A 24,410-nucleotide genomic window follows, 5' to 3' on the forward strand; every position below is an offset into this window, starting at 1 on the left:
AGCTCGGCTATCGCAGCATCCTGCGCAAAGGCGAGTGCCGGAAGTGCCGCCGCCAGACCGAGAGAGAGCGCCGCCGCACAGGTCGAACGGATGAGCTTGCCTTGGAACATCTTCTTCATGGTCCGATCCTCCCTATCAGCGCCGGCGTCCGCCGCCGCCACGCCCGCCGCCCCCTCGCCCGCCATGAACTTTCCGCGGACCGCCGCGCTGGCCGCCACCCATCGATTTGTGGCCGCGGTTGGAGCTTATCTTGGCCGACTTGCCGCGCTGCGGATTGCCAAGGCCCGACGACTTCTTGGGACGATTGTCAGCCCTCTGCCCGGGCTTTGGCTTGCCGCCCTTGCGCGAAGCCTGTGGCCGCTGTTTGTCGCCCTTGGCGGCCGCCTTGCGGTTGGCGGGCTTGCTCGCGGCCGGGCGCTTGTCGCCTGCGGGCCTGGCTTTCGCGCCACCCTGCGCCTTGAGGCCGTCCTGCACGCTCTTGCGCACGTCCTTCGTGCCGCCGGGCCTGTTGCCGGGTCGATCGCGGGTCTCCGCTCTCTTGATGTCCTTGGCCCGGTCGCGCAGGGCATTGTCGCCATTCTGCTTGACCCGGTTCTTGAACTCGTTGCGGTCGAAGTTGTTCAGCTTGTCGCGGTCGATATTGATCTTGTCGCGGTCGATGTTGTTCCAGTCGACGTCGTTGAAGTCGATCTTGCCGTTGAAGTCGCGGTTGTTGAAGCAGTGGTTGCAGTCGATGTCGATGTCGCCGCCGTCCCAATCCCCTCCCCAGACGCCCCAGTCGTCCCAGTCGACGACCGCGCCCCAGAACGCTCCGGTTATCGCCCCGGCGAAGAAGGTGGCGGTCGGATACCAATAATAGGGATAGGGTTCGGGATAGTAGGAGATCGGTGCCGGCGCATAGTCCTCGACGTAGAGCATCTCGGGCTCGTACCGGGGAACGTAGACCTTTTCCGGATCGGCCGGCCTGATGACGACGTTCTCGTTCTCCTCGCTGACCTGGACCTTGTCGTCGCTCTTGATGATGCCCTTGGCGACGGCCTCGTCGCGCAACTGCTGGATGGCGACGAGCACGTCCTTCTGCTGGTAGGCGATCGCGTTGCCGAAGGCCTGCGTCCAGTCGAGATCGTCGCTCATCATCTTGACGATCTCCGGATAGTTGAGCAGCGACACCACGCTGCCGTCCCACCCGTCCTTGGGCTTCAGGCTCTTGTCCTTCTGGTATTGCTCGAGGAAGCGCGCCGCCTCGACGATCTGCAGAGGGTAGAGCGAAGCCCCGGAGATCAGCGCGACCAGCTCGTCCGGATAGAGCGCGATCCGCGCCACCAGGACTTCGAGCTCATCATCGCTCAAGGGCTTGGGCGAGCTCGCATCCTCGGCAGCATCCGCTGCCGCGGTCTGTTCCTGCGCAAAGCTTGCAGCCGGCGGCAATGCCGTCAGCAGCAGAGCGATGGATGCAGATGCAAAAGCTAACCTCAACCCGCCACTTCCGATCATCGCACATCTCCTCAGCCCGCGCCAAGCCAATGTCATTGCGATCTGGCGGACGATCGTTCGACGGTCCGCGACCGGATCGAACGTGCCCACCTTGGAGGATTGCCGACAATGGCCGACCCTGTCGGATCAGTGCGCTACCAAGATTTCGCCGGAGCGGCACGTAACTTACGGTAAGCTACCAGCGTCGCGCATAGCAGGCGAACATCGGCGTCATTGCGTGTCTCCGATCGCCGCAGGCAACATCAAGGCATCGGGGATGGAAACGCTGAATCCGAGCGGAGAAGGCGCCAACCTGCCTGTCCGTGCTTGGGAGGCGGCGCATGGACACGGGGCTAGAGTGAATCAGCGAGGGCGTTTTTCATGTCGGCGATCTGCTGTTCAAGGACGGAGGGCCGCACGGCCTGAAAACGACCTCTGAAGAAGTCATCATTCGAAAGCCGCGGCAGCATCTGCGGGGGGAGATGATCCGCAGGTCCGCATGTCAGTCCTGGCCCGCGCCCGCATGGAAAACCAATGGCAGCGCGATATGCAGGCCTGACAGCAAGGGGGAAGGATCGATGGATCTGCTTGGTGGGTGATGCAGGGATCGAACCTGCGACCCGCTGATTAAGAGTCAGCTGCTCTACCAACTGAGCTAATCACCCACGAGCCGGCGAACCGGAAGTCGCGGCGGATATAGCCACAGCGCCCCGCCCTGTCCAGCCCCTAAGCTGGTGAAGTTTGAAAAGGCTGTCGACTGCGACGAAAAAGACTTGGCTGCCGCGGGTCTGAGCAGCCCGCCCGCCCGGAGATCAGGCGTACAGAACGCCCTCGGCCACCTTGACCGCATGACCGCCGATGCGCGCGCGCTGCATCCTGCCGGCCTCGACGTCGATCTCCAGCCGGATACTGGACGGGCGGCCCATCTCGATCCCCTGTTCGATCCAGTAGCGCCCGGAGCCGTCCACCTGGCTGTCGAAATGGAGAATCACCCCGGAGAAGGCGGCCGCGGCCGAGCCCGTCGCCGGGTCTTCGTAGGACGGGTTGCCCGGCACGAACATGCGCGCGTGGAAGGCGCTGTCGTGATGGACCGTATCGCGGCAGTAGACATAGGCGGATGCCGCGAGCCCTTCGCCCTTGGACGGCGCGAGTTCCATCCAGGAGGCGTTGTCGAAGCGGACCCGCGCGGCAGCGTCGAGGCTGGCGACCGGCACGGTCACGTAGGGAACGCCGGCCGACCAGAGGCCCGGGCGATGATTCTCGAAGCCGATCTCATGCGCCGGGAGGCCGAGGGCCGCGCCAAGCGCCGCCGAATCGGCCGAGAGGGACAGCTGCTCGGGAAGTTTCGGCAGGTCGAACTCGGCGAAGGTCGCACCCCTGCCCTTGCTGACCGCGCAGCGCACCGGCCCGACATTTTCTTCCAGCACGAACATGCCCGCGGTGCCGTCGTCGCCCGCCTGCTCCGCAAGCGCGATCGCCGAGCCGACCGTCGGGTGGCCCGCGAAAGGCATCTCGTAGTCTGGCGTGAAGATGCGGATCCGCGCGCGGTGGCGCGGATTGTCGGGCGGCAGCAGGAACACCGATTCCGACAGGTTGAACTCGCGCGCTATTCGCTGCATGGCGGCGGCGTCCAGGCCTTCGCAGTCGACGACGACGCCCAGCGGATTGCCGGACAGCGCGGTGTCGGTGAAAACATCATAGACGAAATATTTACGCGATTTCATGGGCTTGCGGCTCGCCTCAAATGAAACATGAGCGAAATTTAACTTGTAATTGCAGCCGTTCGGGACGACCTCTTCCCCCGAAGGGATATTCTGAACCATAGGGGTCCGCAATGGACCAGATCGTCGACCGGGACCGCAACCGGCCGGACACTGACAAAGACGGGCGGCCGCTGGGCCGGCCCGAAGGCGAAGCGACGCCCTCCGCGCAGCAGGCGCTGGGGCTTGGCTCCGCCGGCGTGCGCGGCAGGCACCGCAAAGGCTGGCTCTATGCGCTGGCGGCGGCGGCACTCGCCGCGGCCGGCATCGGCTACTGGCAGTTCGGCAGCGCCGCGCCACAGGTAAGCTATGCAACGGCCCCCGCCGAGATCGGCGACATCACCGTCGAGGTCTCCGCCACAGGCACGCTGCAGCCGCTGATCCAGGTCGACATTTCGAGCGAGCTTTCGGGCGTCATGCGTTCGGTGGCGGTGGAAGAGAACCAGCGCGTCAAGCAGGGCGAGGTGCTGGCCGAGCTCGACACCACCAGGCTGTCGGCGCAGATCGACCGCGCCGAGGCTTCGGTGAAGTCGGCCGAAGCCAAGATCCTGGAAGCAAAGACGACGCTGACAGAGACCGAACAGGCCTTTGTCCGCGCCGAGCAGCTTCTGAATCGAGGCATGACGTCGAAGCAGGCGCTGGACACCGCGACCGCCGCACGCGACCGCGCCGACGCCAACGTCGCCATGGCGGAAGCCAACCTCGCCATCGCCGAGGCCGAGCTGAAGCAGCAGCAGGCGGACCTGGTGAAAAGCAAGATTTACGCGCCGATCGACGGCATCGTGCTGACCCGCTCGGTCAATCCCGGCCAGACGGTCGCTTCCTCCATGCAGGCGCCTGTGCTCTTCGTGCTCGCCGCCAATCTCGAGAACATGGAGCTGAAGGCGGCGATCGACGAAGCGGATATCGGCGGCGTGAAACCCGGCCAGACGGCGCGCTTCACCGTCGACGCCTTCCCGGAGCGCAGCTTCGACGCGGACATACGTGACATCTCATTCGCCTCGGTCACCACCGAGGGCGTGGTGACCTACAATGCCCGCCTCGACGTTGACAACAGCGAACTGCTTCTGCGGCCGGGCATGACCGCGACGGTTGCCGTGGTGACACGCGAGGCGAAGGGCGTCGTCACCGTGCCCGCCGCAGCCTTCCGCTTCAGCCCGCCGGCGGCAGGCGAGCGCCGCGGTTTCAGCATGCGCGACCTCTTCATGCCGCGCATGCGCATGGGCCGCCGCGGCGGCGAGCAGCAAACAGGCGGCGAAGCCGGCATGCGCACGCTCTACGTGCTGAAGAACGGCGCGCCGCAGGCAGTCGAGGTGAAGACAGGCGCGACCGACGGCGAGGTCTTCGAGATCGTCTCGGGGCTGGCCGAGGGCGACCAGGTCATCACCGCCATCCGGCAGGCACGCTGATGAACCTCGCGGTGCGGCAGAAACCGCTCATCACCTTCGACCAGGTCTGGAAGACCTACGGCAAGGGCGAGGCAAAGGTGCATGCGCTGGCTGGCATCGACCTTTCCATCGACCGTGGCGAGTTCGTCGCCATCATGGGACCGTCCGGCTCCGGCAAGTCGACTGCGATGAACATCATCGGCTGCCTCGATACGCCGACATCGGGCCGCTACGGCTTCCTCGACGTCGACGCCGGCCGGCTCGACCGTGGCAGCCGCGCGACGCTGAGAAACCTCTACATCGGCTTCGTCTTCCAGGGCTACAACCTGCTGCCGCGCACAACCGCGGTGGAGAATGTCGAACTGCCGCTGATCTACCGCGGCGTCGCCTCGGCCGAGCGCCGCGAACTGTCGATGAAGGCGCTCGAGGATGTCGGGCTGAAGGGGCGCGAGACGCATACGCCGGCCGAGCTTTCGGGCGGCCAGCAGCAGCGCGTGGCGATCGCCCGCGCCATCGTGACCCGCCCTACCCTGCTCGTCGCCGACGAACCGACCGGCAATCTCGACACGGCGCGCAGCCACGAGATCATGGACCTGCTGACAAGGCTCAACGAGGAACTCGGCCTGACCGTCGTCATGGTGACGCACGAGGCCGACATCGCGGCCTACGCGCAGCGCACGATCCGCTTCCTCGACGGGCATGTGGCGTCGGACAGCCTCAATCTGGAGGCTGCGTGATGCTCTGGGAGACCGTCCGCCTCGCGCTGCTTTCGGTCCGCCGCAACGCGCTGCGCTCCTTCCTGACACTGCTCGGCATCGTCATCGGCGTCGCGGCGGTCATCGCCATGATCACCATCGGCTCGGGAACCACCGAGAAGGTACGCGGTGATATCTCGAAACTCGGCAGCAACCTGCTCGTGGTGCGCGCAGCGCGGCCCGACCGCTCGGGCTCCACCTCCTTCACGCCGAAGCAGCTCGACGACAGGGATGTCGCGGCGCTGGCGAACGGCCTGACCAACGCGAAGGCGGTTGCCGCAGCGGCGCAGAAGCAGGTTCGCGTCGTCTACGGCGCGCAGAACGTGGCAGCTGAGGTGACCGGCACCGAGCCGGACTTTTTCATCGCCCGTGACTGGAACATCGCGCTCGGCCGCGCCTTCACGGAATCGGAAGTGCGCGGCGGAACCAGCGTGTGCGTTATCGGCGAGACGGTGCGCAGCCAGTTCTTCGGGACCGGCGACCCGATCGGCCAGGCGATCCGCGTCAACCGCTCGAGCTGCAAGGTGATCGGCGTGCTCGAAGCCAAGGGCACGTCGGGCTTCGGCATGGACCAGGACAATGTGGTGATGATGCCGCTCGCCGGCTTCCAGCGCCGCGTCGCCGGCAACCGCGACGTGGGCTCGATCTATGTGGCGGCCGCCGACGGCGTGCCGACATCGGTGGTGCAGGACGACATCGAGACGATCCTGCGCGACACCAGGCGCATCGCGCCGGGTGCCGACGACAATTTCGAGATCCGCGACATGACGCAGATCGCCGACGCCATGGCCAGCGCGACGACGACGATGACCGGCATGCTGGGCGCGGTGGCCGGCGTCAGCCTGCTCGTCGGCGGCATCGGTATCATGAACATCATGCTGGTCTCGGTGACCGAGCGCACGCGCGAGATCGGCATCCGCCTCGCCATCGGCGCGCATGAGCGGCATATCCTCGTACAGTTCCTGGTCGAGGCGACGGTGCTGTCGCTGCTCGGCGGGCTGATCGGCATCGCGCTTGGCCTGAGCCTCGCCGGCGCGGCGTCAGCGGCCTTGTCCATACCGTTTGCCCCGAGCGCGGCGGTGATCCTGCTCGCCGTCGGCTTCTCGGCGCTGATCGGCATGGTGTTCGGTTTCTTCCCGGCCCTGCGCGGCGCGAGGCTCGATCCGATCGAGGCGCTCAGGCATGAGTAGCGAAACTAGTCGCTTCTGCCATTCTGGAAATGCCACTCAATCATCGGCTGCATATGCCCCATCAGCCCGTCGGGTAAATCGCGCGCGTCGCGGATGATCACCGGCTCCTCGATCTCCGGTTCGCTCTCGCCCGCAACGAAGTCGCGGATGCACGACGCGATCTCGTCGGCCGTCCCGTCGAGGAAATAGCGGCGGAAAATGACGGTGCCCTTCTCGGTGGCGAGCGCGTAATGGCGCTTGCCGCGCGGCACGCCTGAAATGTCGAGGCCTGTCTCCTCGAGCACCTCGCGCACCATGTTGCCGTGCGCGTCGACCATGCCATCGGGAAAATCCTCGGGCTCGAAGGAGCCGGCGGCGAAGTAGACGCGGCCGGCATTGACCGTATGCGCGGCCATGCGGATCGCCACCAGTGCATTGTCACTCGACACCAGCATCGGATGCGCGAAGGCATGCGCGGCCGTGGCAACGCGATCCTTGCGCCAATGGAGAAAGGTCGAATAGCGGACGGCGTGGCAGCGCCCGAACAGCTTGCCCGCATCGTAGCCGAATTCCGAGAGCAGCACGACGGTGCCGTCGAAGAGCGCGGGCTTGGCGGCGACCTCACGACGCCAGTTTTCGGCGATCGCCTCTTCCCTGCCGCGCTCGAACGGGTGCTGCGCGGGATCGAGCCGGACATCGATCTCGTCGACTGGCAGGATGACGCCGAGGGGCAGCGCGAAACTCAAGCGAGGCTCCTCACGCAATGTCCAGTGTGACCGCGACTGGACAGTGGTCCGACGCCTTGGGGCGGTCCCAGCCGATACGAGGATAGCGCTCGACCTCCTGGCCCGGCGGAAAGGGCGTGCGCCAGGGCTGGCCGCCACGCACAATGTCGGGGATCGCCTTGGCATTGCGTCGCGCCAGCGCCGGCGAGACCAGGATATAATCGAGCTGGCAGAGATGCCGCTCCTGCGGGCCGCGCGTATGGTAGAGCGTCCACCGGTCGAGCTCGGGCCGGCGCTCGACGATGTTTTCGCAGAAATCGCCGGCGGTGAGCACATTGAGGCTCGACTGCGCCTCCACGACCGGTTCGAACTGAAAGCCGCTATGCGCCTCGCCCGAGATCAGCACGCGCTCGCGATAATCGTTCATGTCGCCGCAGATCACCCAATGCTTGGCGCCGGCGTGGTCCTTGCCGAAGCGCTCCTCGATGATCCTGCGCACGGCCTGGGCCTCGGCCATGCGGATCGGCATCGTCGCCTCGCGTCCGTCGAGCCCGTTGCGCGGGCTGCCCATCGACTTGAAATGCACGGAGTAGATGGTGAGCGGCCGGCCGCCGACCGTCACGTCGATCTCCAGGCAGTCGCGGCGGAAGATGCGCTCGTTCTCGGCTTCGCCGAGCGCCGCGAGTTCCGGCGTATGCAGGCCGAACTCGGCGTAGGTGACATGCGCGTGGCTGGTCATGCGCACGAACTCGATCGGCTGCCCGTGCGCGGTTTCGGCGCGCAGCATCACGGCGACGTCGATGCCGCGCGAATCGTTGCCCGAGGTCGTGTATTTCTGCCGGTAGCCCTGCCCCACCATCTTGAACAGATAGCCGTATTCGAAGGCCTTCAGCGCCTCCATGTTGTCGACCTCCTGCAGGCACAGGATGTCGGCGCGCGTAGCGGCGATGGCGAGCGCGGTAAGCTGGCGCGTGTCGTCCGCATGGGCGATGGTGCGGGCCTGCTCCAGCAGCCGGTACTCGGCCTCGTTGCGGATCTCGAACAGCGCGAGCGTACGGTCCTGGTGAAGCTGGTTGCGGAAGCCGGAATAATCGAACCTGTTCATCAGGTTCTCGACATTGAAGGTGGCGAGGCGCAGCGACATGGGCGCGACCTTTGCCCGCAAGCGCCGCCAATGACAAGAGCCAGCCAGGCAGACCACGGTGCGCCGATGCGGCGGGTCCTGCCGTGCCATTCATCCTGCGTTCAGGCGAGGCCCGGGATAATCCGGGCTTCCTTCGGAACGTGGGCGTGGGGCTGTGCTTCTTGGAGGACCGACATGAATTTCCGGTTCCATCGGCGCATCGGCCACGGGCTGATCGCGCTCGGCGTGCTGGCCGTTCTCGCCGTGCCCGCGGCAGCGACGCCCCTTGCCGGCGCCAGCCGCGCAAACACGGCGCCTGCGGCCGCGGATATCCGCCCGGACACCCTCAACATCAACCATCGCCGCTACCGGTGTTATAGCGGCTGGTGCGGCAACAGACACTGGCGCGACGACGACTGGCGGTACCGTAACTACCGCCGCAACTACTATGTGCAACCACGCCTCTATTACGGCGCGCCCGCCTACAGATATGTCCAGCCGCGCCGCTACTACCGCACGGGTTCGGCGCACGTCGCCTGGTGCTACGACCGCTACCGTTCCTACCGGGCATGGGACAACACCTATCAGCCTTATCACGGTCCACGCCGGCAGTGCTGGTCGCCCTACCGCTGACGGCCGAGGGCTGCGTGCAACGCGTGCAGCCCTCGGATTTTGCTGGAGAATTCGAAGAATTTAGCGTTAACGGCTCGTGAAGCATATGCACCTACGGTGCCCGTCACTCAAACGGGTGAGCAGCACGGATGGCCGCACCAGCCGACTCCAAGCCGGAAAGGGAGCACAGGCGGCGTGTGCTCAAGGGCGCGGCGATCCTGTCCGGCGTCGCCAATTCGGCCGTCTCCTGCACGATCCGCAACATGCACGGCAACGGCGCCGAACTCGTCGTGCCGGTCGAAGCCAGGATTCCGGAGGAATTCCTGCTCTACGTGCCGGCCGATGGCATCGGCTACCGTGCGACCCTTCGTTGGCGCAAGCTCGACCGCTGCGGCGTGCAGTTTTCCGGGACCGAGCCGAAGCCGCACTGGCACTACGGCTGACTGTCCAGGCTTGTCGGCCTGCGGGACGACAGGCATTCGCGATCGGCGTCGAAAACCTCGCAGAATTGACGATCAATAAGCGGTGTTCGCTCCGACGACGTCGACCACCACGTCCAGCCCCTTGAATTCCGTCGGCAGTTGCGAGGCCGTTTCCGGCTTCTTGACGAGAACGTTGATCGCCAGGTCGTCGCCGGCGGCATTCAGCCCGATGCCGATGCCCAGAAGTTCCTCGTCGGCGCCGAACTTTTCCTGAAAAGCCCGCTGGATTTCCGTGGCCTGCGCCATCGAATGTTTGAGTTCGCTCACGCGCCTCCGCCTTGTCAGATCAAGGTGATGCCGAGTTGGGTCAGTACCGATGATATAGGATTGCATCCGGTAACACCAACATTGCCGGCCCCGCCGACATTGGACCCGGCAAAGAGGAGGGCGACCGGCTGACCGCTGCCGTCGACGATCAGCGATCCGCTGTCGCCGGGACGCGAGAACGGCGCCACCGGTGTGTTCGCCATCTCGACCAGGATCTGGTTGTCGAATCGCGCCACCCCGATGCCCATGTTGACCTGGTAGTTGTTGACGTTGACGGCCCTGACCCTGCCCCGCGTATGGCGCGTCGTGCGTCCGGTCTTGAAGACGGTCATGCCGGGCATGGCTGTCGCGACCGACGACGGGTTAACGGTGATCGCAGGCATCGGCACGTTGGCGCTGTCGTAAAGCGTCGCGCGGTCCTCTTGCCGGCCGTGCTGTAATATCGTGGCGAAGGCCGCGTCGACGGCGTTGGGCACGCCACCGAACTGGATCGGCACGAAGCGGGACAGCACCGCAACCGCGTCCCTGCCCGGATTGCCGTTGTCGAGTGCGCCCGGCTGCATGATCGGGGTCTGCAGCGCCACCCTGTTCACGTCCGCCAGCACGTGATTGTTCGACAGGACGCCGACATGGCCGGTCTGTCCGTCTTTGGCGAAGCAGCCCATCGTACCCGCGTAGCCGACAGTCACCGGCGAGGCGCTGCATCCCAGCCGTATGGGATTGTTGCGCACCTGGGTCCAGGACGCGTCCTGGCGGCCGATGTAGAGCACCTCCGCCTCACCATGCGCCAGCGTCACGATCCTTTCGACGATCTGGCTGCCTTGGACCGCCTCGTCCTGGACCAGCACCGCCAGGCGGGAATCCTCCTCGCCCATTCCTTCCGCGACGCCGAGCGCGATCTCGTCGGTCTGCTTCCTCGGCAACTCCACCGGGTCTCCCCCCGCTTCGAACGCGACGGTCGCGGCCGGGTCGACGAACAGGCCGGGAAGCGGCGTCATGCCGGCGGCGGCTGGCACCTCGACAAACTCGAAAACCTCGCGGAAGACCCGCGCCTGGACTTCCAGAGCTGAATCGAACTTCATGGCACAATTCCCCTATTGATTGCATTAGCAATGCATTAATAAATATCATAGGTTGCTTTCGACGAGAAGCAGCCTGGGCATCTCAGGGGAAGGTAAAAAAAGCCGACGAGTTGCCCCGCCGGCTTTCTGGTCTCTTTTGGCGATCGCCGCGCGCCCGCAGGGCGAAGCCCGGCGACGCGCAGCAAGAAGGCGTGGATCGCCTCAGTTCTTGGTCTTGTCCACCAGCTGGTTCTTGGCGATCCAGGGCATCATGGCGCGAAGTTTCGCACCGACTTCCTCGATCTGGTGGCTGTCGTTCATGCGACGGATGCCCTTGAAGCGCGAGGCGCCCGAACGGTATTCCTGCATCCACTCCGAGGTGAACTTGCCGGTCTGGATGTCCTTCAGCACGCGCTTCATCTCGGCCTTGGTCTCGGCGGTGATGATGCGCGGGCCGGAGACATACTCGCCCCACTCGGCGGTGTTGGAGATCGAGTAGTTCATGTTGGCGATGCCGCCTTCGTAGATCAGGTCGACGATCAGCTTCACTTCGTGCAGGCACTCGAAGTAAGCCATCTCGGGCGCGTAGCCGGCTTCCACCAGCGTCTCGAAGCCAGCGCGGATAAGCTCGACCAGACCGCCGCAGAGCACCACCTGTTCGCCGAACAGGTCGGTCTCGCACTCTTCCTTGAAGTTGGTCTCGATGATGCCCGAACGTCCGCCGCCGACGCCGCAGGCGTAGGACAGGCCGAGGTCGAGTGCGTTGCCGGACGCGTCCTGATGCACGGCGACCAGGCACGGCACGCCGCCGCCCTTCTGGTATTCGCCGCGCACCGTGTGGCCCGGGCCCTTCGGCGCGACCATCAGCACGTCGACCGTCTTCTTCGGCTCGATCAGGCCGAAATGCACGTTGAGGCCATGTGCGAAGGCGATCGCTGCGCCGTCGCGGATGTTGTCGGCGATCTCGTTCTTGTAGATGTCGGCCTGCAGCTCGTCGGGTGCAGCCATCATCATCAGGTCGGCCCACTTGGCGGCTTCCGCCACGGTCATCACCTTCAGGCCGTCGGCCTCGACCTTCTTGGCGGTGGGAGAACCGGCCTTGAGGCCGATGCCGATCTCCTTGACGCCGGATTCCTTGAGGTTGAGCGCATGCGCCCGACCCTGGCTGCCGTAGCCGATGATGGCGACCTTCTTGCCCTTGATCAGATTGAGATCGGCGTCGCGATCGTAATAGACACGCATGGATAATTTTCCTTCCTGGTTGAATGTCAGAGTGGTGGATTTTTCGAGCGCCCGCCGGCGCCGAAAAGCGTGAAGAACTGGTCGACGGCGTGTTTGGCCTCCCGCTCGACCGCCGCCGCGGAGAGTTTCAGCGGATCGCCAAGCAGAAGCCGGATCTGCACGTCGCGGCCGACCAGGCCGAAAAAGGTACGGAACGCCTCTTCGGCGTCGTCGAAGGCTAGCAGCCCGGCCGCCCTGCCCGCTTCGAGCAGCGGCTTCAGCCGCTCGCCGATGGCGAAGCGGCCGTTGTCTAGCACCAGCCGGCCGAGATTGCTCCTGCCCGAGCCGGCATGGCCAACAGCGACCCGGTTGAGCGCGACCGACGTGCGGCTCGAGATGACCTTCAGCCAGTTGGCGGCGAAGGCTTCCAGGCTGTCGTGCAGCGCCTCGGCATCGAGCTTCTGCTGGTCGTAATTGCCGGCGCGGACTTTGGAGGCCTGCCAGCGCACGGTCGCGGCGAGCAGCCCGTCGCGGTCGCCGAACCATTTATAGAGCGTTTCCTTGGAGCAGCTCGCACGCCGCGCCACCGCGGTCATGGTAAGCTGGTCGCCGCCCTCGACCAGAATGTCGAGCACAGCGTCGAGCACCGCCTGCTGGCGCTCGGTGGGAGCTTCCTTTTCCAATGTTTCAGACACTGCCGCGAACCGTACCGTACGTTACGGTTCGCCTACTACGACTTGCCGCGCTGCGCAAGCCTGCTGACATGACGCCTTAAGCGACCGCCAAGCTCCGGTCGCGCCAGCGGCGCAGGGGTTTCTCGATCCAGATGCGGATCATGGCGGCAAGAGCGATCGAAATTGCGGCAGTGATCGTAAACGTCTCGGTCGGGCTCATCACCTCGCGCAGGACACGGACAACAGGATAGTGCACGAGATAGATCGAATAGGACAGCAGGCCGCAGGCTACCAGCGGCCGCCATGCAAGCATCCGGAAAAACAGGCTGTCGCGGCAGTGTACGGCGGAGAGAACCACCGACGCCGACGCGAACTCTGCAGCGATCGTTCCATTGGTGAACTGGAACCATGACGGCAGGGTCATCGCGGCTGTCAGTATCGCCAGAAGAGCAAGACCAGCCCATCCGATCGCCTCGCTGCTGGGCTTCCAGGGGATGAGGCCGGCGATCGAACCGAGCATTAGACCGCTCAGGCGAGCGTCAAACCGAAAATAGGTCCAGTGCCAGTCGGCGAAAAACCAATAATCAAAGATGCGCCAACCGGTCGCCGCGACATAGAGGCCGAAGAAAATCACGGCGAGCTTCGCCGCTTCGATACGACGGGTCAACAGGATCGCGAGCGGCCAGACCAGATAAAAATGCTCCTCGACCGACAGGGACCAGGTGTGGCGCAGAAGTTCGGGTTCACCCCAGAAAGGGTAGGAATAATCCGTCAGGTAGAACATCGCGAGCAGCACGTCGCGCTGCCAGTCCGTATCAGCAATCAGTGGAACGCAGCAGGCATAGAGCACAAGCATTGCGAGCAGCGGCGGCCACAGTCTCAGCGCCCGCCGCCAGTAGAAGCGCAGAACGTCGATCCTGCCGGTTGCCGCAACCTCGGCCCGCAAGAGGCGGGTGATCAGGAACCCGCTAAGCACGAAGAAAAGATCGACGCCGAGAAATCCTCCGGACATGAAGGGAAAAGCGGAGTGAAAGCCCACAACGGCCAGAGCAGCAAGCCCGCGCAACCCGTCCAGCGCCGGATTATATTCCAGCGCAGGAGTGCTCAGCGATCCCGACGAACGGGAGACAGCTTCGATGGTCGAGGCGTAGGTCATACGCTGTTCAACGTTGGCTCAGGGGTGAGGTTTATCGAACAGCAGTAAATGAAAGATGGAGCACGCATCGTCGGCTTCACAGGCCATCGGCCGCCATCGACCCCGCACCGCCAAGCTTGATGCGTCGCCCAATTCCGACATTGGCGAGAAAAGCCTCGTCGTGGCTGACGATCAAGAGGGCGCCGTCATAGGCGCGGAGCCCCGCCTCCACGGCTTCGATGGAATCGATGTCGAGATGGTTGGTCGGCTCGTCGAGGATGATCAGAGGCGGGGGAGCAGCGCCGCCAAGCACGCAGGCAAGCCCCGCCCGCAGAAGCTGCCCTCCGCTCAGTGTACCGGCCCGTTGCAGGGCGGCGTCGGCGCGGAACATGAAGCGCGCAAGCGCTGCTCGGCAGGCATTCTCGTCCGCATCGGGATTGAACCGCAGAAAATTGTCGCGGATCGAGCTTTCCGGGTCGAGAAGGCTCATCCGCTGGTCGAGCACGGCAAACGGCGTCATGACCGAAACCGTGCCGCTCGACGGCGCGAGCGTGCCGGCGATGAGGGAAAGCAGCGTCGTCTTGCCCGAACCGTTTGCGCCGGTGATCGCGATGCGTTCTGGGCCGACAACCTGCAGCGAGAAATCGCGAAGCACCGGTCGGCCGGGCACATAGCCGGCATCGACTCCGTCCAGCCTGAGCACCGTCCTGCCCGCCGGCAGGCCGGTGGAGCAGAGCGCCACGTTGAGCGGCTGCAGCACTTCGATCCGCCGCCGCGCGTCGGCGGCCACCTCCTCGGCCCGCACGCCCTGGCGTTCGGCGAGCCGCGCACCCTGCCCGCGCGTACCCTCGGCGCGGTTCTTCAGGCCATTGGCAAGTATCTTGGGCATGTCGCCTCTGGCGGCCTTGCGCCGGCCGCCGCCGTCGCGCCGGTCCTGCCGCTCGGTGCGTTCCTGCGCCGCCTTCTGAAGCAGGGCGACCTGCTTCTCGGCATCGGCGAGATCCCGCTCGGCCGCCGCCAGTTCGAGCGACTTGCGCTCGCGGTACCGGCTCCAGTTGCCGCCGCAGCGGGTCACCCCCAAACTCGTCATCTCGACGATCGCGTCCATCGTCTCCAGAAGCTCGCGGTCGTGGCTGACGACGATCGCGCCGGCCCGCCAGGTCGACAGAAGGGAGATCACCGCGGCGCGGCCATCCCGATCGAGATTGTTGGTCGGCTCGTCGAGCAGCAGAAAATCCGGCTCGGCGAAGACGAGGGCGGCGAGCCCTGCCCGCGTCCGCTGCCCGCCCGAAAGCGAAGCAAGCTTCGTCCGCGGGGCGGCGTCGAGCCCGATGCGCGCCAGCGCCGCCTCGATACGGGCCTCGAGCGTCCAGTCTGCCTCGGCGACCTCGTCGGCTTGCGCGTCGCCGCGCTCCGCCCGTTCGAGCAAAGCCAGCGCGTCCGATACGCCGAAGAGATCGGCGACCGTCTCGCGCTCGCCGACCTGCACCGTCTGGCGCAACAGGCCGAGCCGTCCCTCGACGGTGACGCTGCCCGCCTGCGGCCGCAACTCGCCGGTAATCAGCCTGAACAGCGTCGTCTTGCCGACGCCGTTGCGGCCGACAAGGCCGGCGCGCTCGCGCCCGAACTGCAGATTGAGGTTTTCGAAGATTTGCCGGCCGTCGGGCAAAGCCCACGCCAGACCGGCGAGCGTGATGGAAGCAGACATGATTTCTCCGATGGCAAAGCGACTGGCATTGCTGTCGGCTGAAAATCACATCGATCTGCTTCTCCTGATAATTGGCTGGACGTCAGATAGCCCGTTCGGTCCTGTTTCGCAACCCGAGGGCCGGCGGCAGAGCCGATCGCCCCTGCTGGCACTGGCCGGAGGCTAGAAGGCGACGGAACGCGCCAGCGCCGGCGGCTGGAAAATCTCGGTATAGGCGCTGCGGGACGGACGTCGTTCGTTGCCGGTCCGTGCGCGGCCGTCGACCAGACCGGCGATCTCGGAAGCGGGCTGCGGCCGGCCGAACAGGTAGCCCTGCACCTCCGAGCACCCCTGCTCGCGCAGGAAGTCGAGATGCTCCTGCCGCTCCACGCCTTCCGCCAGCACCGTGATGTCCAGGCTGTTGGCGAGCAGGATCGTCGCCTTGACGATCGCCGTCGAGGCCCTGTCCGTTCCGACGCCTTCGACGAAGGAACGGTCGATCTTGATCTTGTCGAAGGGGAATTTCTGCAGCGTCGACAGCGACGCATAGCCCGTGCCGTAGTCGTCCATGGCGATGGCGACGCCGAGCAGCTTCAGCTGCCGCAGGATCTGCAGCGTGCCGTGCAGATCGTCGATGATGCTCGCTTCGGTGATCTCGAGTTCCAGCCTCGCGGGCGGCAGGCCGGTTTCGATCAGCGCCTCGTGAACGATGCGCGACAGGTCGGACTGGCTGAGCTGGGCGGCGGCGATGTTGACCGACAGCTTGAGCGGCTTTGCCCAGCGTGCGGCTTCGGCGCAGGCGCTGCGCAGCACCCATTCGCCGATCGGCAGGATCAGCCCGGTTTCCTCGGCGATCGGAATGAACTCGCCAGGCAGCACCAGCCCGCGATGCGGATGGTTCCAGCGCAGCAGCGCTTCGAAGCCAATCACTTCGCCGGTCGCCACCGCGATCTGCGGCTGGTAATAGAGCGTGAGTTCGTCGCGCTCGATGGCGCCGTTCAGTTCCATCGTGAGAGCGCTCCTGGCGCGCCTGCCCTCATCCATCGAGTGGTCGTAGAAGCAGATCTTGTTGCCGGCCTGCCGCTTGGCCCGGTACATGGCGAGATCGGCAACGCCGATCAGCTCGTCGGCGTCGCGGGCGTCCGAGGGGTAGAGGCTGACGCCGAGACTGGCCCCGACCGAGAAGCTGCGCTCCTGTCGCACCACCGGCAGCGAAATGCAGCCGACCAGCCGGCGGGCGAATTCGAGCGCATCGCTGGCGCCGTCGACCCCCTGCTTCACGGCCACGAACTCGTCGCCGCCGGCGCGGGCGACGAATTCGCCGACGCGCATGGTTTCGCCGAGCCTGGCGGCAAGCGCCTGCAGCAGCGCGTCGCCGGCGCGATGGCCGTGGACGTCGTTCACATCCTTGAAGCGGTCGAGGTCCATCACGATGACGGCGACCTTGCCCTCCTCCGCGGCGCAGGCCTTCAGCACATCAGGAAGGTGCGAGGCGAGATGGGCGCGGTTGGGCATGCCGGTGAGCGCGTCGTGCAGGGCCGCGTGCCGGAAACCGTCGAGCACCTCGCGGCGCGAGCGCGCATCGATGACGTAAAGTCCGAGCCCGGCAACGACCGAAAGGATCGCCATCACGCTGATGGCCACGAGCTCGCTGGAAAACGCCTGCGGCAGCAGCCCGAACGACGGCCCCGGGACGAAGGTCGCCGCACCCATGGCGGTGAAGTGCATGGAGCAGATGGCGAGGACGAGCAGGCCCGCGCCAAGCGTCTGGCCGCGCACGGTGGAGACACGTGCGCAGCGGTTGACCGCGAGCGTCGCCAGCAGCACGCCCAGGACGACGGAGGCGACGACGAGATCTGCCGCCCACTCGACATGACCCGCCACCTGGAGCCCGGCCATGCCGGTAAAATGCATGGCGGCAATGCCGAGGCCAATCACCGCTCCTCCGGCTTCGATCATGAAGGTGGGGCCGCCGGCGGCGGCAAGGTGCAGTCCCGCCGCGGTGAAGACCATGGCGATGGCGAGCGAGGCCAGCGTCAGCGTCGGCTCATATGTGTAGCCGGTCGGCGGGTCGAAGCCGAGCATCGCGACGAAATGGGTGGTCCAGATGGCGGTGCCGCCGGCCATGCCCGAAAGCAGCACCCATACGAGCCGGTTGGAACCCTGGAGCTGTCTTGCCCTGTCGAACAGCCCCATGGTCATCATGGAGCCGGCGACGCATACGATGGCCGCAACGAGCACATACCAATAGTTGTGTTCGTAGGCTAGGCAAGTAAGTACGCGAAGCATTCCGGCCCCCGGCAGTCCCCCGCGGGCAATATCACCTTGAATCCAAAAGAATTTCCTAAGGGATCAGGTAAAACTGCGAGATGCCGATGCTGTCCGTGGCGGTGGGTATTTTCGCACCGCGCCGGATCGATGGGCCGATGCCATCCTTTCGAAGTATTTTCCGCTTGGCCGGCGCCGCTGGCGCGAGCGCCTATGGCACGGCACCTCGAGCGAACGCGCCAGACTGCGCAATTCGCCCGCTCGTGTCAGATGGCGACCTGCGTGCCGATCTCGACCACGCGGCCGGTGGGAATCTGGAAATATTCGGTAGCGTCGGAGGCGGTGCGCGCCAGCCCGATATAGAGCCTGTCCTGCCAGAGCGGCATGCCCGAATTCGCGGCCGGCTTAAGCGACCGGCGGGAGAGGAAGAACGACGTCGTCATGATGTCGAACTTCCAGCCCTGCTTGCGGCAGATCGCCATCGCCTTCGGAATGTTCGGCTGCTCCATATAGCCGAAATTGAGCGTCACCCGCATGAACAGCTCGTTGATCGGCTCAAGCGTGGCGCGGTCCTTTTCCAGCACCGTCGGCTGCTGCGCGGTGACGACCGAAAGGATCACGTTCTGCTCGTGCAGGACCTTGTAGTGCTTGAGGCTGTGCATCAGCGCAGTCGGCGCGCTCAGCGGGTCGCTGGTGAGGAAGACAGCCGTGCCCGGCACCAGGATCGGCGGCTTCTTGGCGAGGTTCGCGGCCAGGAAGTCGAGCGGAATCTCGTTCTTGCGCGTCTTCTCGAAGAGATGCCTCGAGCCGCGGACCCAGGTCCACATGATGAGGCACATCAGAAGCGCGACGCCGATCGAGGCCCAGCCGCCGTCGGCGATCTTGGCGGCGTTGGCCAGGAAGAAGCCGGTGTCGACGACGAAAAAGACCGCGATCAGGCTGGCCGTGGCGGTAAGCCGCCATTTCCAGCGGTGACGCATGACGATGAACAGCAGGATCGTCGTCACCAGCATCTCGCCGGTCACGGAGATACCGTAGGCGGCGGCCAGCTTGCTCGAAGCGCCGAAGCCGACGACGAGCACCATGACGCCGAGCGCCAGCATGAAGTTGACGCGCGGCAGGTAGATCTGGCCCGACTGCATCTCGGACGTGTGCTGGATCTCGAAGCGTGGCAGCAGGCCGAGCTGCACCGCCTGGCGCGTCAGCGAATAGGCGCCGGAGATGACGGCCTGGCTGGCGATGACGGTCGCCGCCGTGGCCAGACCGACCATCGGCAGCAGCGCCCATTGCGGCAGCATCTCGAAGAAGGGGTTTTGCGGCGTGCCGCCATGCGCCAGCACGAACGCCCCCTGCCCGAAATAGTTGAGCAGCAGGCAGGGGAACACGATCGCCGCCCAGGTGAGCACGATCGGCCGGCGCCCGAAATGGCCAAGGTCGACGTAGAGCGCCTCGGCGCCGGTGACCGCAAGGAACACCGCGCCGATGGTGACGAAGGCCACCTGCGGCTGCGCGGCCAGGTAGGAGAACGCGTAGTAGGGATTGATCGAATAGAACACCGTGGGGTCGTCGGCGATATGCGTGAGGCCGGCAACGCCGAGCACGACGAACCAGGCCAGCATGATCGGCCCGAAGACAATGGCGACGCTGCCCGTACCGAAGCGCTGGACAGCGAAGAGCACAGCCAGGATGACGAGCGTGATCGGCACGACATAGGGATCGAAGGCCGGGGTCACGACCTTCAGGCCTTCCACCGCCGACAGCACCGAGATCGCCGGCGTGATGATGGCGTCGCCGAAGAACAGCGCCGCTCCGCACACGCCGATGGTGAGGATCGCTGCGCTGGCGCGCGGATAGGCGCTGCGGGCGAGCGCCATCAGCGACAGCGTGCCGCCCTCGCCTTCATTGTCGGCGCGCAGCACGAAGATCACATATTTGATGGTGACGATGATCGTCAGCGCCCAGACGATGAGCGATAGGACGCCCAGGATCTCCATGCGCAGGGCCGTGCCGCCGCCCGACGCGGCATGCAGCGCCTCGCGGAACGCGTAGATCGGGCTCGTGCCGATGTCGCCATAGACGACGCCGAGCGCGCCAATCATCAGGACGCCGGTTCTGCTCGAAACGGGGTGTCCCGGCTGGCCGGCAGCTTCGGTTCCGCCGCCGGCTGGTTGGTGCGTCATCAAACGCTACTCCGACAAAACGGGCGCGGCTCTACACCCCTCCTCCGCCTTTTGCAATTGCTGCACTGCAAAAAAGCGGTGCAAGCAGGAGCGACCCGCATGGTGGAGCCTACCACCCGCACGCTTTGAGGAAACGGCCGATCGTACCGGCCATGCCATATTCCAGCGCGTCGGCGGTCAACCCGTGGCCGATGGACACTTCCGCGAGGTGCGGGATCCTCTCGGCCAGCGCCGGCAGGTTTGCGACGGTGAGGTCGTGGCCGGCATTGACGGCGAGCCCCGCCGCCTGCGCGGCGTCGGCGGTCTTCTGGAGCCTGTCCAGCTCACGCTTTGCCGCGTCTGGATCGTCGTGGAACGCACCGTATGGCCCGGTGTAGAGTTCGATGCGATCGGCTCCCGTGTCGCGCGCGGCGGTAATGTCCTCGGCGTCGGGGTCGGAGAAAAGCGAGACGCGGAAACCGCCCTTCTTCAATCTTCTGACGATTGGCGTCAGGAAAGATGCCTGGGCCGTGAAATCCCAGCCATGGTCCGATGTCGGCTGCGCCGGATCGTCGGGCACCAGCGTCACCTGATTCGGCTGGTTCGCCTCCACGAGGCTCAGGAAATCCTCGGTCGGATAGCCTTCGATGTTGAACTCGGCGGCCGGGAACTCGTCGTCGATCAGCGCCCTGAGTTCCGGCAGGTCGGAATGGCGGGTGTGTCGCTGGTCGGGCCTGGGGTGGACCGTCAGCCCATGCGCGCCGGCGGCGAGCGCGATGCGCCCGAGCCCGGTGACGCTCGGCCACGGCAGGTCGCGCCGGTTGCGCAGCATCGCTATGGCGTTGAGATTGACGGAAAGCTTGGCGGGCATGGTACGGACCTCGGCCTTTCGGGACCGCCTCTATACAGGCTTCGGCCACGCCATGCAGCGGATTTCCGCTGACCCAGCGGGATCCGCCGCATTACCTGACGATATCACCTGACGATGGTCAGGCGTTCGGCCGCCCGCGTGATCGCGGTGTAGAGCCAGCGCTGGCGCGTATCCTTGAAGGCCCAGCTCTCGTCGAAGAGCACGATCTCGTTCCATTGCGAGCCCTGCGCCTTGTGGACGGTCAGCGCGTAGCCGTAGTCGAAATCGTCGAAACGCTTCTTCTGCTGCCAGGGGATCTCCTCGTCCGGATTCTCGAAGGCGGCCTTCAGCAGCTTGATCTTGGCGACGCCGCGGTCCGGATCGTCCTCCTCCGGCGAGACGAGCAGGTTGATGCCGGGCTTCACCGTCTCGCGCGACGACGTCATGACCTTCCACAGCGAACCGTTGAGCAGGCCTTTCGCGGGATCGTTGCGCAGGCACACCAGCTTGTCGCCTGCCTGCGGGTAGTTGGCGGAAAAACCCTTGAGCTCGCGCAGGCGCGCATTGTAGCGGCGGCGCGTGCGGTTGGTGCCGACCAGCACCTGGTCGGCCTTGAGCACCAGCTCCTGCGTCACCTGCTCGCGGCCGATCACCTGCGCCGTGCCGTAGTCGCCGTGCATGAATTCGCGCCCTTCGCGCACGTCGAGCGCCAGTCGGATGATCGGATTGTCCCGCGCCTGCCGGTGGATCTCGGTCAGGAGCACGTCTGGCTCATGCTCGGTGAAGAAGCCGCCGCCCGAGATCGGCGGCAGCTGCGCCGGGTCGCCGAGCACGAGAATGGGCGTGCCGAAGGACTGCAGGTCCTTGCCGAGCTGCTCGTCGACCATCGAGCATTCGTCGATGATGATGAGTTTTGCGCGCGCCACCGGGCTCTGGCGGTTGAGCGCGAAGGTCGGGTTGATCGACGTCTTGCCGGTCGATTCGTCCTCGACCGCCTCCTCGCCGCGCGGGCGATAGATAAGCGAATGGATGGTGCGGGCGTTGGTGGCGCCCTTGGAGCGCAGCACCTGCGCGGCCTTGCCGGTGAAGGCTGCGAACTGCACCTGCCCGTCGACATGTTCGGCGAAATAGCGCGCGAGCGTCGTCTTGCCGGTTCCGGCATAACCGAACAGGCGGAAGATCTGCGGCCGGCCGTCCTTCAGCCATCGCGCCACCGCCTTCAGCGCGTCGTCCTGCTGGGGAGAAAATTCCATGCGCCTGACTGGCAGGATTCGGGTTTGAGGGGCAAGGACGCATCGTCCTGCGCCGCGATACGAACAAACAGGGAACATGGACGCGCCGTGTTTGTCAAGCGCTTTACATGGCAAGGTCCTGCGCTAGCATCCGCTTATCTGGATGGGGACCTCCAATGCCGAATCGGCGCGCTTTGTCGCTCACGCCCGAACTCGTGGCCTCATGCGAACGCGAAGTGGCCGATCCAGGTCCTGCCGCCGGCCTGGTCCAACTGACCGACGCCGAGGTTTCGGCCAAGGCAGAAGAGCTGGACCGCGAGTGCGGCGACGCTCCGCTCTGGCTGTTCGCCTACGGCTCGCTGATCTGGAAGCCGGATTTCGAGGCGGTGGAGGCGAAGCGTGCAGTAGCCCGCGGCTGGCACCGGTCCTTCTGCATCGAACTGCCGCGCTGGCGCGGGTCGCCGGACCTGCCCGGCCAGATGATGGCAATCGTACGCGGCGGCACCTGTCATGGCGTCGCCTTCCGGCTGCCTGACGAGAACCGCGTCGCCCAGCTCTACCGGATGCTCAACAGGGAATCCGACTACGAGGGTGATCTCGACAACGCTCGCTGGCTGAACATCGACAGCGCCGAGGGAAAAGTGCGCGCGCTGGCCTTCTGGGCAGCGCCGACAAAAAGCTTTCCCTTCCTGAAACTGTCGCCGGAGGAAACCGCAAAACGCATCGCGCGCGCCTGCGGCCATCTCGGCTCCAACGCGGCCTATCTCTACAACACCATCGTCAAGCTCGAGGAATACGGCATCCACGACCGCAACCTCTGGCAACTGCAGGAGCTAGTGGCCGACGAGATCAGGCGGCAGCGGGACATGAACGGAGCGGCGGTGCTGTAGGCCTCCCGCCGCACGGAACCACGCCGCCGGCTCGATATACCCGATATTGCATTGCACAAAGATCAAGACATCCAATTCATTTGGACGGATTGAATAATACTTTTGTCTCAACTTTATTGCTCTGCAGGCTCCAACAGTTGTTGCCAAGAGCTTTCATGTTATGCTTCGGCGTTAGGGCGGGCGGCTCTTGACTGAAGTGGAGGAGGAAATGAAAGACCGCCTATTTGCTTCGACGGCCGCGCTTATCCTCGCATCTACCGGGTTGGCGCAGGCACAGGACAACATGCAGAAGCTTGAAAACATGCAGACGACCGGGACCGGGTCGGATGCCTTCCAGTTTGTGCCGCAGGACGACGAAAACGCCGCACAGCTCCGCAAGAACCTGGAGAACGTCAAGCTCCCAGACGGTTTCAAGATCAATCTCTACGCGGTCGTTCCCGACGCCCGCCACATGGCCGTGGGTCCGCAGGGCATCGTCACCTTCGTCGGCACGCGCAAGGACGCGGTGTGGGCTGTCACCGACCGCAACAAGGACGGCACCGCCGACGAGGTGAAGCGGTTTGCGCCGTCGCTGGAGTTCGCCATCCCCAACGGCGTGTGCTTCTCCAAGGACGGGTTCCTCTACATTGCCGAACGCAATCGCGTGCGCACCTTCCCGGCGGCGGAGTTCTTCTACGAAAGCCCCGACGTGGCGGTGGGCGACGTCGTCAAGGAGGGCGAGCTCATCCCGGGCGCCGACGAATCCTTCAACCACACCGCACGCGTCTGCGCGGTCGGTCCCGACAAGAAGATCTACATACAGATCGGCCAGCCCTTCAACGTACCCTCGCCCGAGAAGCAGGAGGAGTTCAAGAAGTCGGGCATTGGCGGCATTATCCGCATGGATCAGAACGGCGCCAACCGCGAGATCTTTGCCGACGGACTGCGCAACCCGGTCGGCTTCGACTTCGATCCCGCCACCGGCGACCTGTGGACGAACGACAACCAGGTCGACGGCATGGGCGACGACACCCCGCCCGGCGAATTGAACCGCGTCACCGAGATGGGCCAGAACTTCGGCTTCCCATGGTATGGCGGAGGCAAGGTCCGCACCGAGGAGTACAAGAACAGCGAACCGCCCGCCGACGTGGTCTTCCCCGTCGTCGAAACGATCGCGCATGCAGCCGATCTCGGCATGGTGTTCTACACCGGCCGGAAGTTTCCCGACCGCTACAAGCAGGGCGTCTTCACGGCCCAGCACGGTTCGTGGAACCGCACCGACCCGGCCGGCGCGCGCGTGCTGTTCACGCCGCTGAACGAGGACGGCACCGCCGGGGAGCAGGAGGAATTCGCCGCCGGCTGGCTGACCGCCGATGGCGAATACATCGGCAGGCCGACCGCGCTCACGCAACTGCGTGACGGATCGCTGCTCGTTTCCGACGATTTCGCCGGAGCGATCTACCGCATCTCCTACGGCGACTGAGCAAACCGGAGGTCACG

20 protein-coding genes, 1 tRNA gene and 1 pseudogene are annotated in these 24,410 nt (G+C 65.2%); 7 read left to right on the forward strand and 15 right to left on the reverse strand.

The window, feature by feature from the left end:
- Nucleotides 1-135 precede the first annotated feature (135 nt).
- The 3 genes from D8676_RS14075 to D8676_RS14085 all read right to left on the reverse strand — a co-directional run bounded on the left by D8676_RS14075 (nt 136) and on the right by D8676_RS14085 (nt 3,197).
- Complete coding sequence (locus D8676_RS14075; RefSeq protein ID WP_121581649.1) at nt 136-1,494, reverse strand: DUF3300 domain-containing protein; 1,359 nt, start codon at nt 1,492-1,494, stop codon at nt 136-138.
- A 568-nt stretch (nt 1,495-2,062) separates the two neighbouring features.
- Nucleotides 2,063-2,138: transfer RNA gene (locus D8676_RS14080), tRNA-Lys, on the reverse strand.
- A gap of 147 nt (nt 2,139-2,285) precedes the next feature.
- Nucleotides 2,286-3,197 carry a PhzF family phenazine biosynthesis protein gene (locus tag D8676_RS14085; RefSeq protein ID WP_121581651.1) on the reverse strand — a complete coding sequence of 304 codons (912 nt, stop codon included), beginning with the start codon at nt 3,195-3,197 and terminating at the stop codon, nt 2,286-2,288.
- 110 nt (nt 3,198-3,307) lie between these two features.
- Here D8676_RS14085 and D8676_RS14090 point away from each other — a divergent pair, with 110 nt between their 5' ends.
- The 3 genes from D8676_RS14090 to D8676_RS14100 are packed head-to-tail and all read left to right on the forward strand — an operon-like array spanning nt 3,308 to nt 6,566.
- Nucleotides 3,308-4,642 (forward strand): efflux RND transporter periplasmic adaptor subunit, encoded by a 1,335-nt coding sequence (locus tag D8676_RS14090; protein ID WP_121581653.1) that lies wholly within the window; start codon nt 3,308-3,310, stop codon nt 4,640-4,642.
- A complete protein-coding gene (locus D8676_RS14095; RefSeq protein WP_121581655.1) occupies nt 4,642-5,358 on the forward strand; it encodes an ABC transporter ATP-binding protein in 717 nt (238 codons plus the stop codon). The genes D8676_RS14090 and D8676_RS14095 overlap by 1 nt, the downstream gene beginning before the upstream one ends.
- Entirely contained in the window at nt 5,358-6,566 is a 1,209-nt protein-coding gene (locus tag D8676_RS14100) for an ABC transporter permease (protein WP_121581657.1), read from the forward strand. The genes D8676_RS14095 and D8676_RS14100 overlap by 1 nt, the downstream gene beginning before the upstream one ends.
- Nucleotides 6,567-6,571: 5 nt before the next feature.
- Here D8676_RS14100 and D8676_RS14105 read toward each other — a convergent pair whose 3' ends face one another.
- Both D8676_RS14105 and D8676_RS14110 read right to left on the reverse strand, forming a co-directional pair.
- The gene (locus D8676_RS14105; RefSeq protein ID WP_121581659.1) at nt 6,572-7,291 is read right to left on the reverse strand and encodes a hypothetical protein; all 720 of its coding nucleotides are present in this window, start codon (nt 7,289-7,291) and stop codon (nt 6,572-6,574) included.
- A gap of 10 nt (nt 7,292-7,301) precedes the next feature.
- Nucleotides 7,302-8,414, reverse strand: a complete 1,113-nt coding sequence (locus tag D8676_RS14110) for an endonuclease/exonuclease/phosphatase family protein (RefSeq protein WP_121581661.1) — start codon at nt 8,412-8,414, stop codon at nt 7,302-7,304.
- Nucleotides 8,415-8,588: 174 nt separating this feature from the next.
- Here D8676_RS14110 and D8676_RS14115 point away from each other — a divergent pair, with 174 nt between their 5' ends.
- Nucleotides 8,589-9,026, forward strand: coding sequence for a BA14K family protein (locus tag D8676_RS14115; protein ID WP_121581663.1), 438 nt, complete (start codon nt 8,589-8,591; stop codon nt 9,024-9,026).
- Between the two features lie 128 nt (nt 9,027-9,154).
- Nucleotides 9,155-9,448: a PilZ domain-containing protein gene (locus D8676_RS14120; protein WP_121581665.1), complete on the forward strand. Its 294-nt coding sequence runs from the start codon at nt 9,155-9,157 to the stop codon at nt 9,446-9,448.
- 72 nt (nt 9,449-9,520) lie between these two features.
- Here D8676_RS14120 and D8676_RS14125 read toward each other — a convergent pair whose 3' ends face one another.
- From D8676_RS14125 to D8676_RS14170, 10 genes and pseudogenes are all read right to left on the reverse strand, one after another.
- Nucleotides 9,521-9,754, reverse strand: coding sequence for a hypothetical protein (locus tag D8676_RS14125; protein ID WP_121581667.1), 234 nt, complete (start codon nt 9,752-9,754; stop codon nt 9,521-9,523).
- 14 nt (nt 9,755-9,768) lie between these two features.
- Complete coding sequence (locus tag D8676_RS14130) at nt 9,769-10,836, reverse strand: hypothetical protein (RefSeq protein WP_121581669.1); 1,068 nt, start codon at nt 10,834-10,836, stop codon at nt 9,769-9,771.
- A 201-nt stretch (nt 10,837-11,037) separates the two neighbouring features.
- Nucleotides 11,038-12,057 (reverse strand): ketol-acid reductoisomerase, encoded by a 1,020-nt coding sequence (ilvC, locus tag D8676_RS14135; RefSeq protein ID WP_121581671.1) that lies wholly within the window; start codon nt 12,055-12,057, stop codon nt 11,038-11,040.
- A 26-nt stretch (nt 12,058-12,083) separates the two neighbouring features.
- Nucleotides 12,084-12,731, reverse strand: coding sequence for a TetR/AcrR family transcriptional regulator C-terminal domain-containing protein (locus tag D8676_RS14140; protein ID WP_121581673.1), 648 nt, complete (start codon nt 12,729-12,731; stop codon nt 12,084-12,086).
- Nucleotides 12,732-12,807: 76 nt separating this feature from the next.
- Nucleotides 12,808-13,866, reverse strand: coding sequence for an acyltransferase (locus D8676_RS14145; RefSeq protein ID WP_121581674.1), 1,059 nt, complete (start codon nt 13,864-13,866; stop codon nt 12,808-12,810).
- Between the two features lie 76 nt (nt 13,867-13,942).
- Nucleotides 13,943-15,553: an ABC-F family ATP-binding cassette domain-containing protein gene (locus tag D8676_RS14150; RefSeq protein WP_121581676.1), complete on the reverse strand. Its 1,611-nt coding sequence runs from the start codon at nt 15,551-15,553 to the stop codon at nt 13,943-13,945.
- Between the two features lie 162 nt (nt 15,554-15,715).
- Nucleotides 15,716-17,821 carry an EAL domain-containing protein gene (locus D8676_RS14155; protein ID WP_121581678.1) on the reverse strand — a complete coding sequence of 702 codons (2,106 nt, stop codon included), beginning with the start codon at nt 17,819-17,821 and terminating at the stop codon, nt 15,716-15,718.
- A gap of 245 nt (nt 17,822-18,066) precedes the next feature.
- Nucleotides 18,067-19,911, reverse strand: a pseudogene (locus D8676_RS14160) (potassium transporter Kup); the annotation flags it as partial.
- Nucleotides 19,912-20,089: 178 nt separating this feature from the next.
- Nucleotides 20,090-20,830, reverse strand: coding sequence for a pyridoxine 5'-phosphate synthase (locus D8676_RS14165; RefSeq protein ID WP_121581680.1), 741 nt, complete (start codon nt 20,828-20,830; stop codon nt 20,090-20,092).
- A 104-nt stretch (nt 20,831-20,934) separates the two neighbouring features.
- The gene (locus D8676_RS14170) at nt 20,935-22,062 is read right to left on the reverse strand and encodes an ATP-dependent RecD-like DNA helicase (RefSeq protein WP_121581682.1); all 1,128 of its coding nucleotides are present in this window, start codon (nt 22,060-22,062) and stop codon (nt 20,935-20,937) included.
- A gap of 155 nt (nt 22,063-22,217) precedes the next feature.
- Here D8676_RS14170 and D8676_RS14175 point away from each other — a divergent pair, with 155 nt between their 5' ends.
- Both D8676_RS14175 and D8676_RS14180 read left to right on the forward strand, forming a co-directional pair.
- Entirely contained in the window at nt 22,218-22,931 is a 714-nt protein-coding gene (locus D8676_RS14175; protein WP_121581684.1) for a gamma-glutamylcyclotransferase, read from the forward strand.
- 208 nt (nt 22,932-23,139) lie between these two features.
- A complete protein-coding gene (locus D8676_RS14180; RefSeq protein WP_121581686.1) occupies nt 23,140-24,393 on the forward strand; it encodes a PQQ-dependent sugar dehydrogenase in 1,254 nt (417 codons plus the stop codon).
- The last annotated feature ends 17 nt before the right edge of the window (nt 24,394-24,410 follow it).

This window comes from Mesorhizobium sp. YM1C-6-2 (genome assembly GCF_003666685.1).
GTDB lineage: Bacteria > Pseudomonadota > Alphaproteobacteria > Rhizobiales > Rhizobiaceae > Mesorhizobium_K.

What these genes read in the sequence shown, in the direction of transcription:
- D8676_RS14165 (WP_121581680.1), bottom strand. Translation starts at nt 20,830, where the DNA reads ATGCCCGCCAAGCTTTCCGTCAATCTCAACGCCATAGCGATGCTGCGC.
- D8676_RS14155 (WP_121581678.1), bottom strand. Translation starts at nt 17,821, where the DNA reads ATGCTTCGCGTACTTACTTGCCTAGCCTACGAACACAACTATTGGTAT.
- D8676_RS14085 (WP_121581651.1), bottom strand. Translation starts at nt 3,197, where the DNA reads ATGAAATCGCGTAAATATTTCGTCTATGATGTTTTCACCGACACCGCG.
- D8676_RS14150 (WP_121581676.1), bottom strand. Translation starts at nt 15,553, where the DNA reads ATGTCTGCTTCCATCACGCTCGCCGGTCTGGCGTGGGCTTTGCCCGAC.
- D8676_RS14075 (WP_121581649.1), bottom strand. Translation starts at nt 1,494, where the DNA reads ATGATCGGAAGTGGCGGGTTGAGGTTAGCTTTTGCATCTGCATCCATC.
- D8676_RS14175 (WP_121581684.1), top strand. Translation starts at nt 22,218, where the DNA reads ATGCCGAATCGGCGCGCTTTGTCGCTCACGCCCGAACTCGTGGCCTCA.
- D8676_RS14115 (WP_121581663.1), top strand. Translation starts at nt 8,589, where the DNA reads ATGAATTTCCGGTTCCATCGGCGCATCGGCCACGGGCTGATCGCGCTC.
- D8676_RS14120 (WP_121581665.1), top strand. Translation starts at nt 9,155, where the DNA reads ATGGCCGCACCAGCCGACTCCAAGCCGGAAAGGGAGCACAGGCGGCGT.
- D8676_RS14090 (WP_121581653.1), top strand. Translation starts at nt 3,308, where the DNA reads ATGGACCAGATCGTCGACCGGGACCGCAACCGGCCGGACACTGACAAA.
- D8676_RS14180 (WP_121581686.1), top strand. Translation starts at nt 23,140, where the DNA reads ATGAAAGACCGCCTATTTGCTTCGACGGCCGCGCTTATCCTCGCATCT.
- D8676_RS14110 (WP_121581661.1), bottom strand. Translation starts at nt 8,414, where the DNA reads ATGTCGCTGCGCCTCGCCACCTTCAATGTCGAGAACCTGATGAACAGG.
- D8676_RS14145 (WP_121581674.1), bottom strand. Translation starts at nt 13,866, where the DNA reads ATGACCTACGCCTCGACCATCGAAGCTGTCTCCCGTTCGTCGGGATCG.
- D8676_RS14130 (WP_121581669.1), bottom strand. Translation starts at nt 10,836, where the DNA reads ATGAAGTTCGATTCAGCTCTGGAAGTCCAGGCGCGGGTCTTCCGCGAG.
- D8676_RS14095 (WP_121581655.1), top strand. Translation starts at nt 4,642, where the DNA reads ATGAACCTCGCGGTGCGGCAGAAACCGCTCATCACCTTCGACCAGGTC.
- D8676_RS14100 (WP_121581657.1), top strand. Translation starts at nt 5,358, where the DNA reads ATGCTCTGGGAGACCGTCCGCCTCGCGCTGCTTTCGGTCCGCCGCAAC.
- D8676_RS14170 (WP_121581682.1), bottom strand. Translation starts at nt 22,062, where the DNA reads ATGGAATTTTCTCCCCAGCAGGACGACGCGCTGAAGGCGGTGGCGCGA.
- ilvC (WP_121581671.1), bottom strand. Translation starts at nt 12,057, where the DNA reads ATGCGTGTCTATTACGATCGCGACGCCGATCTCAATCTGATCAAGGGC.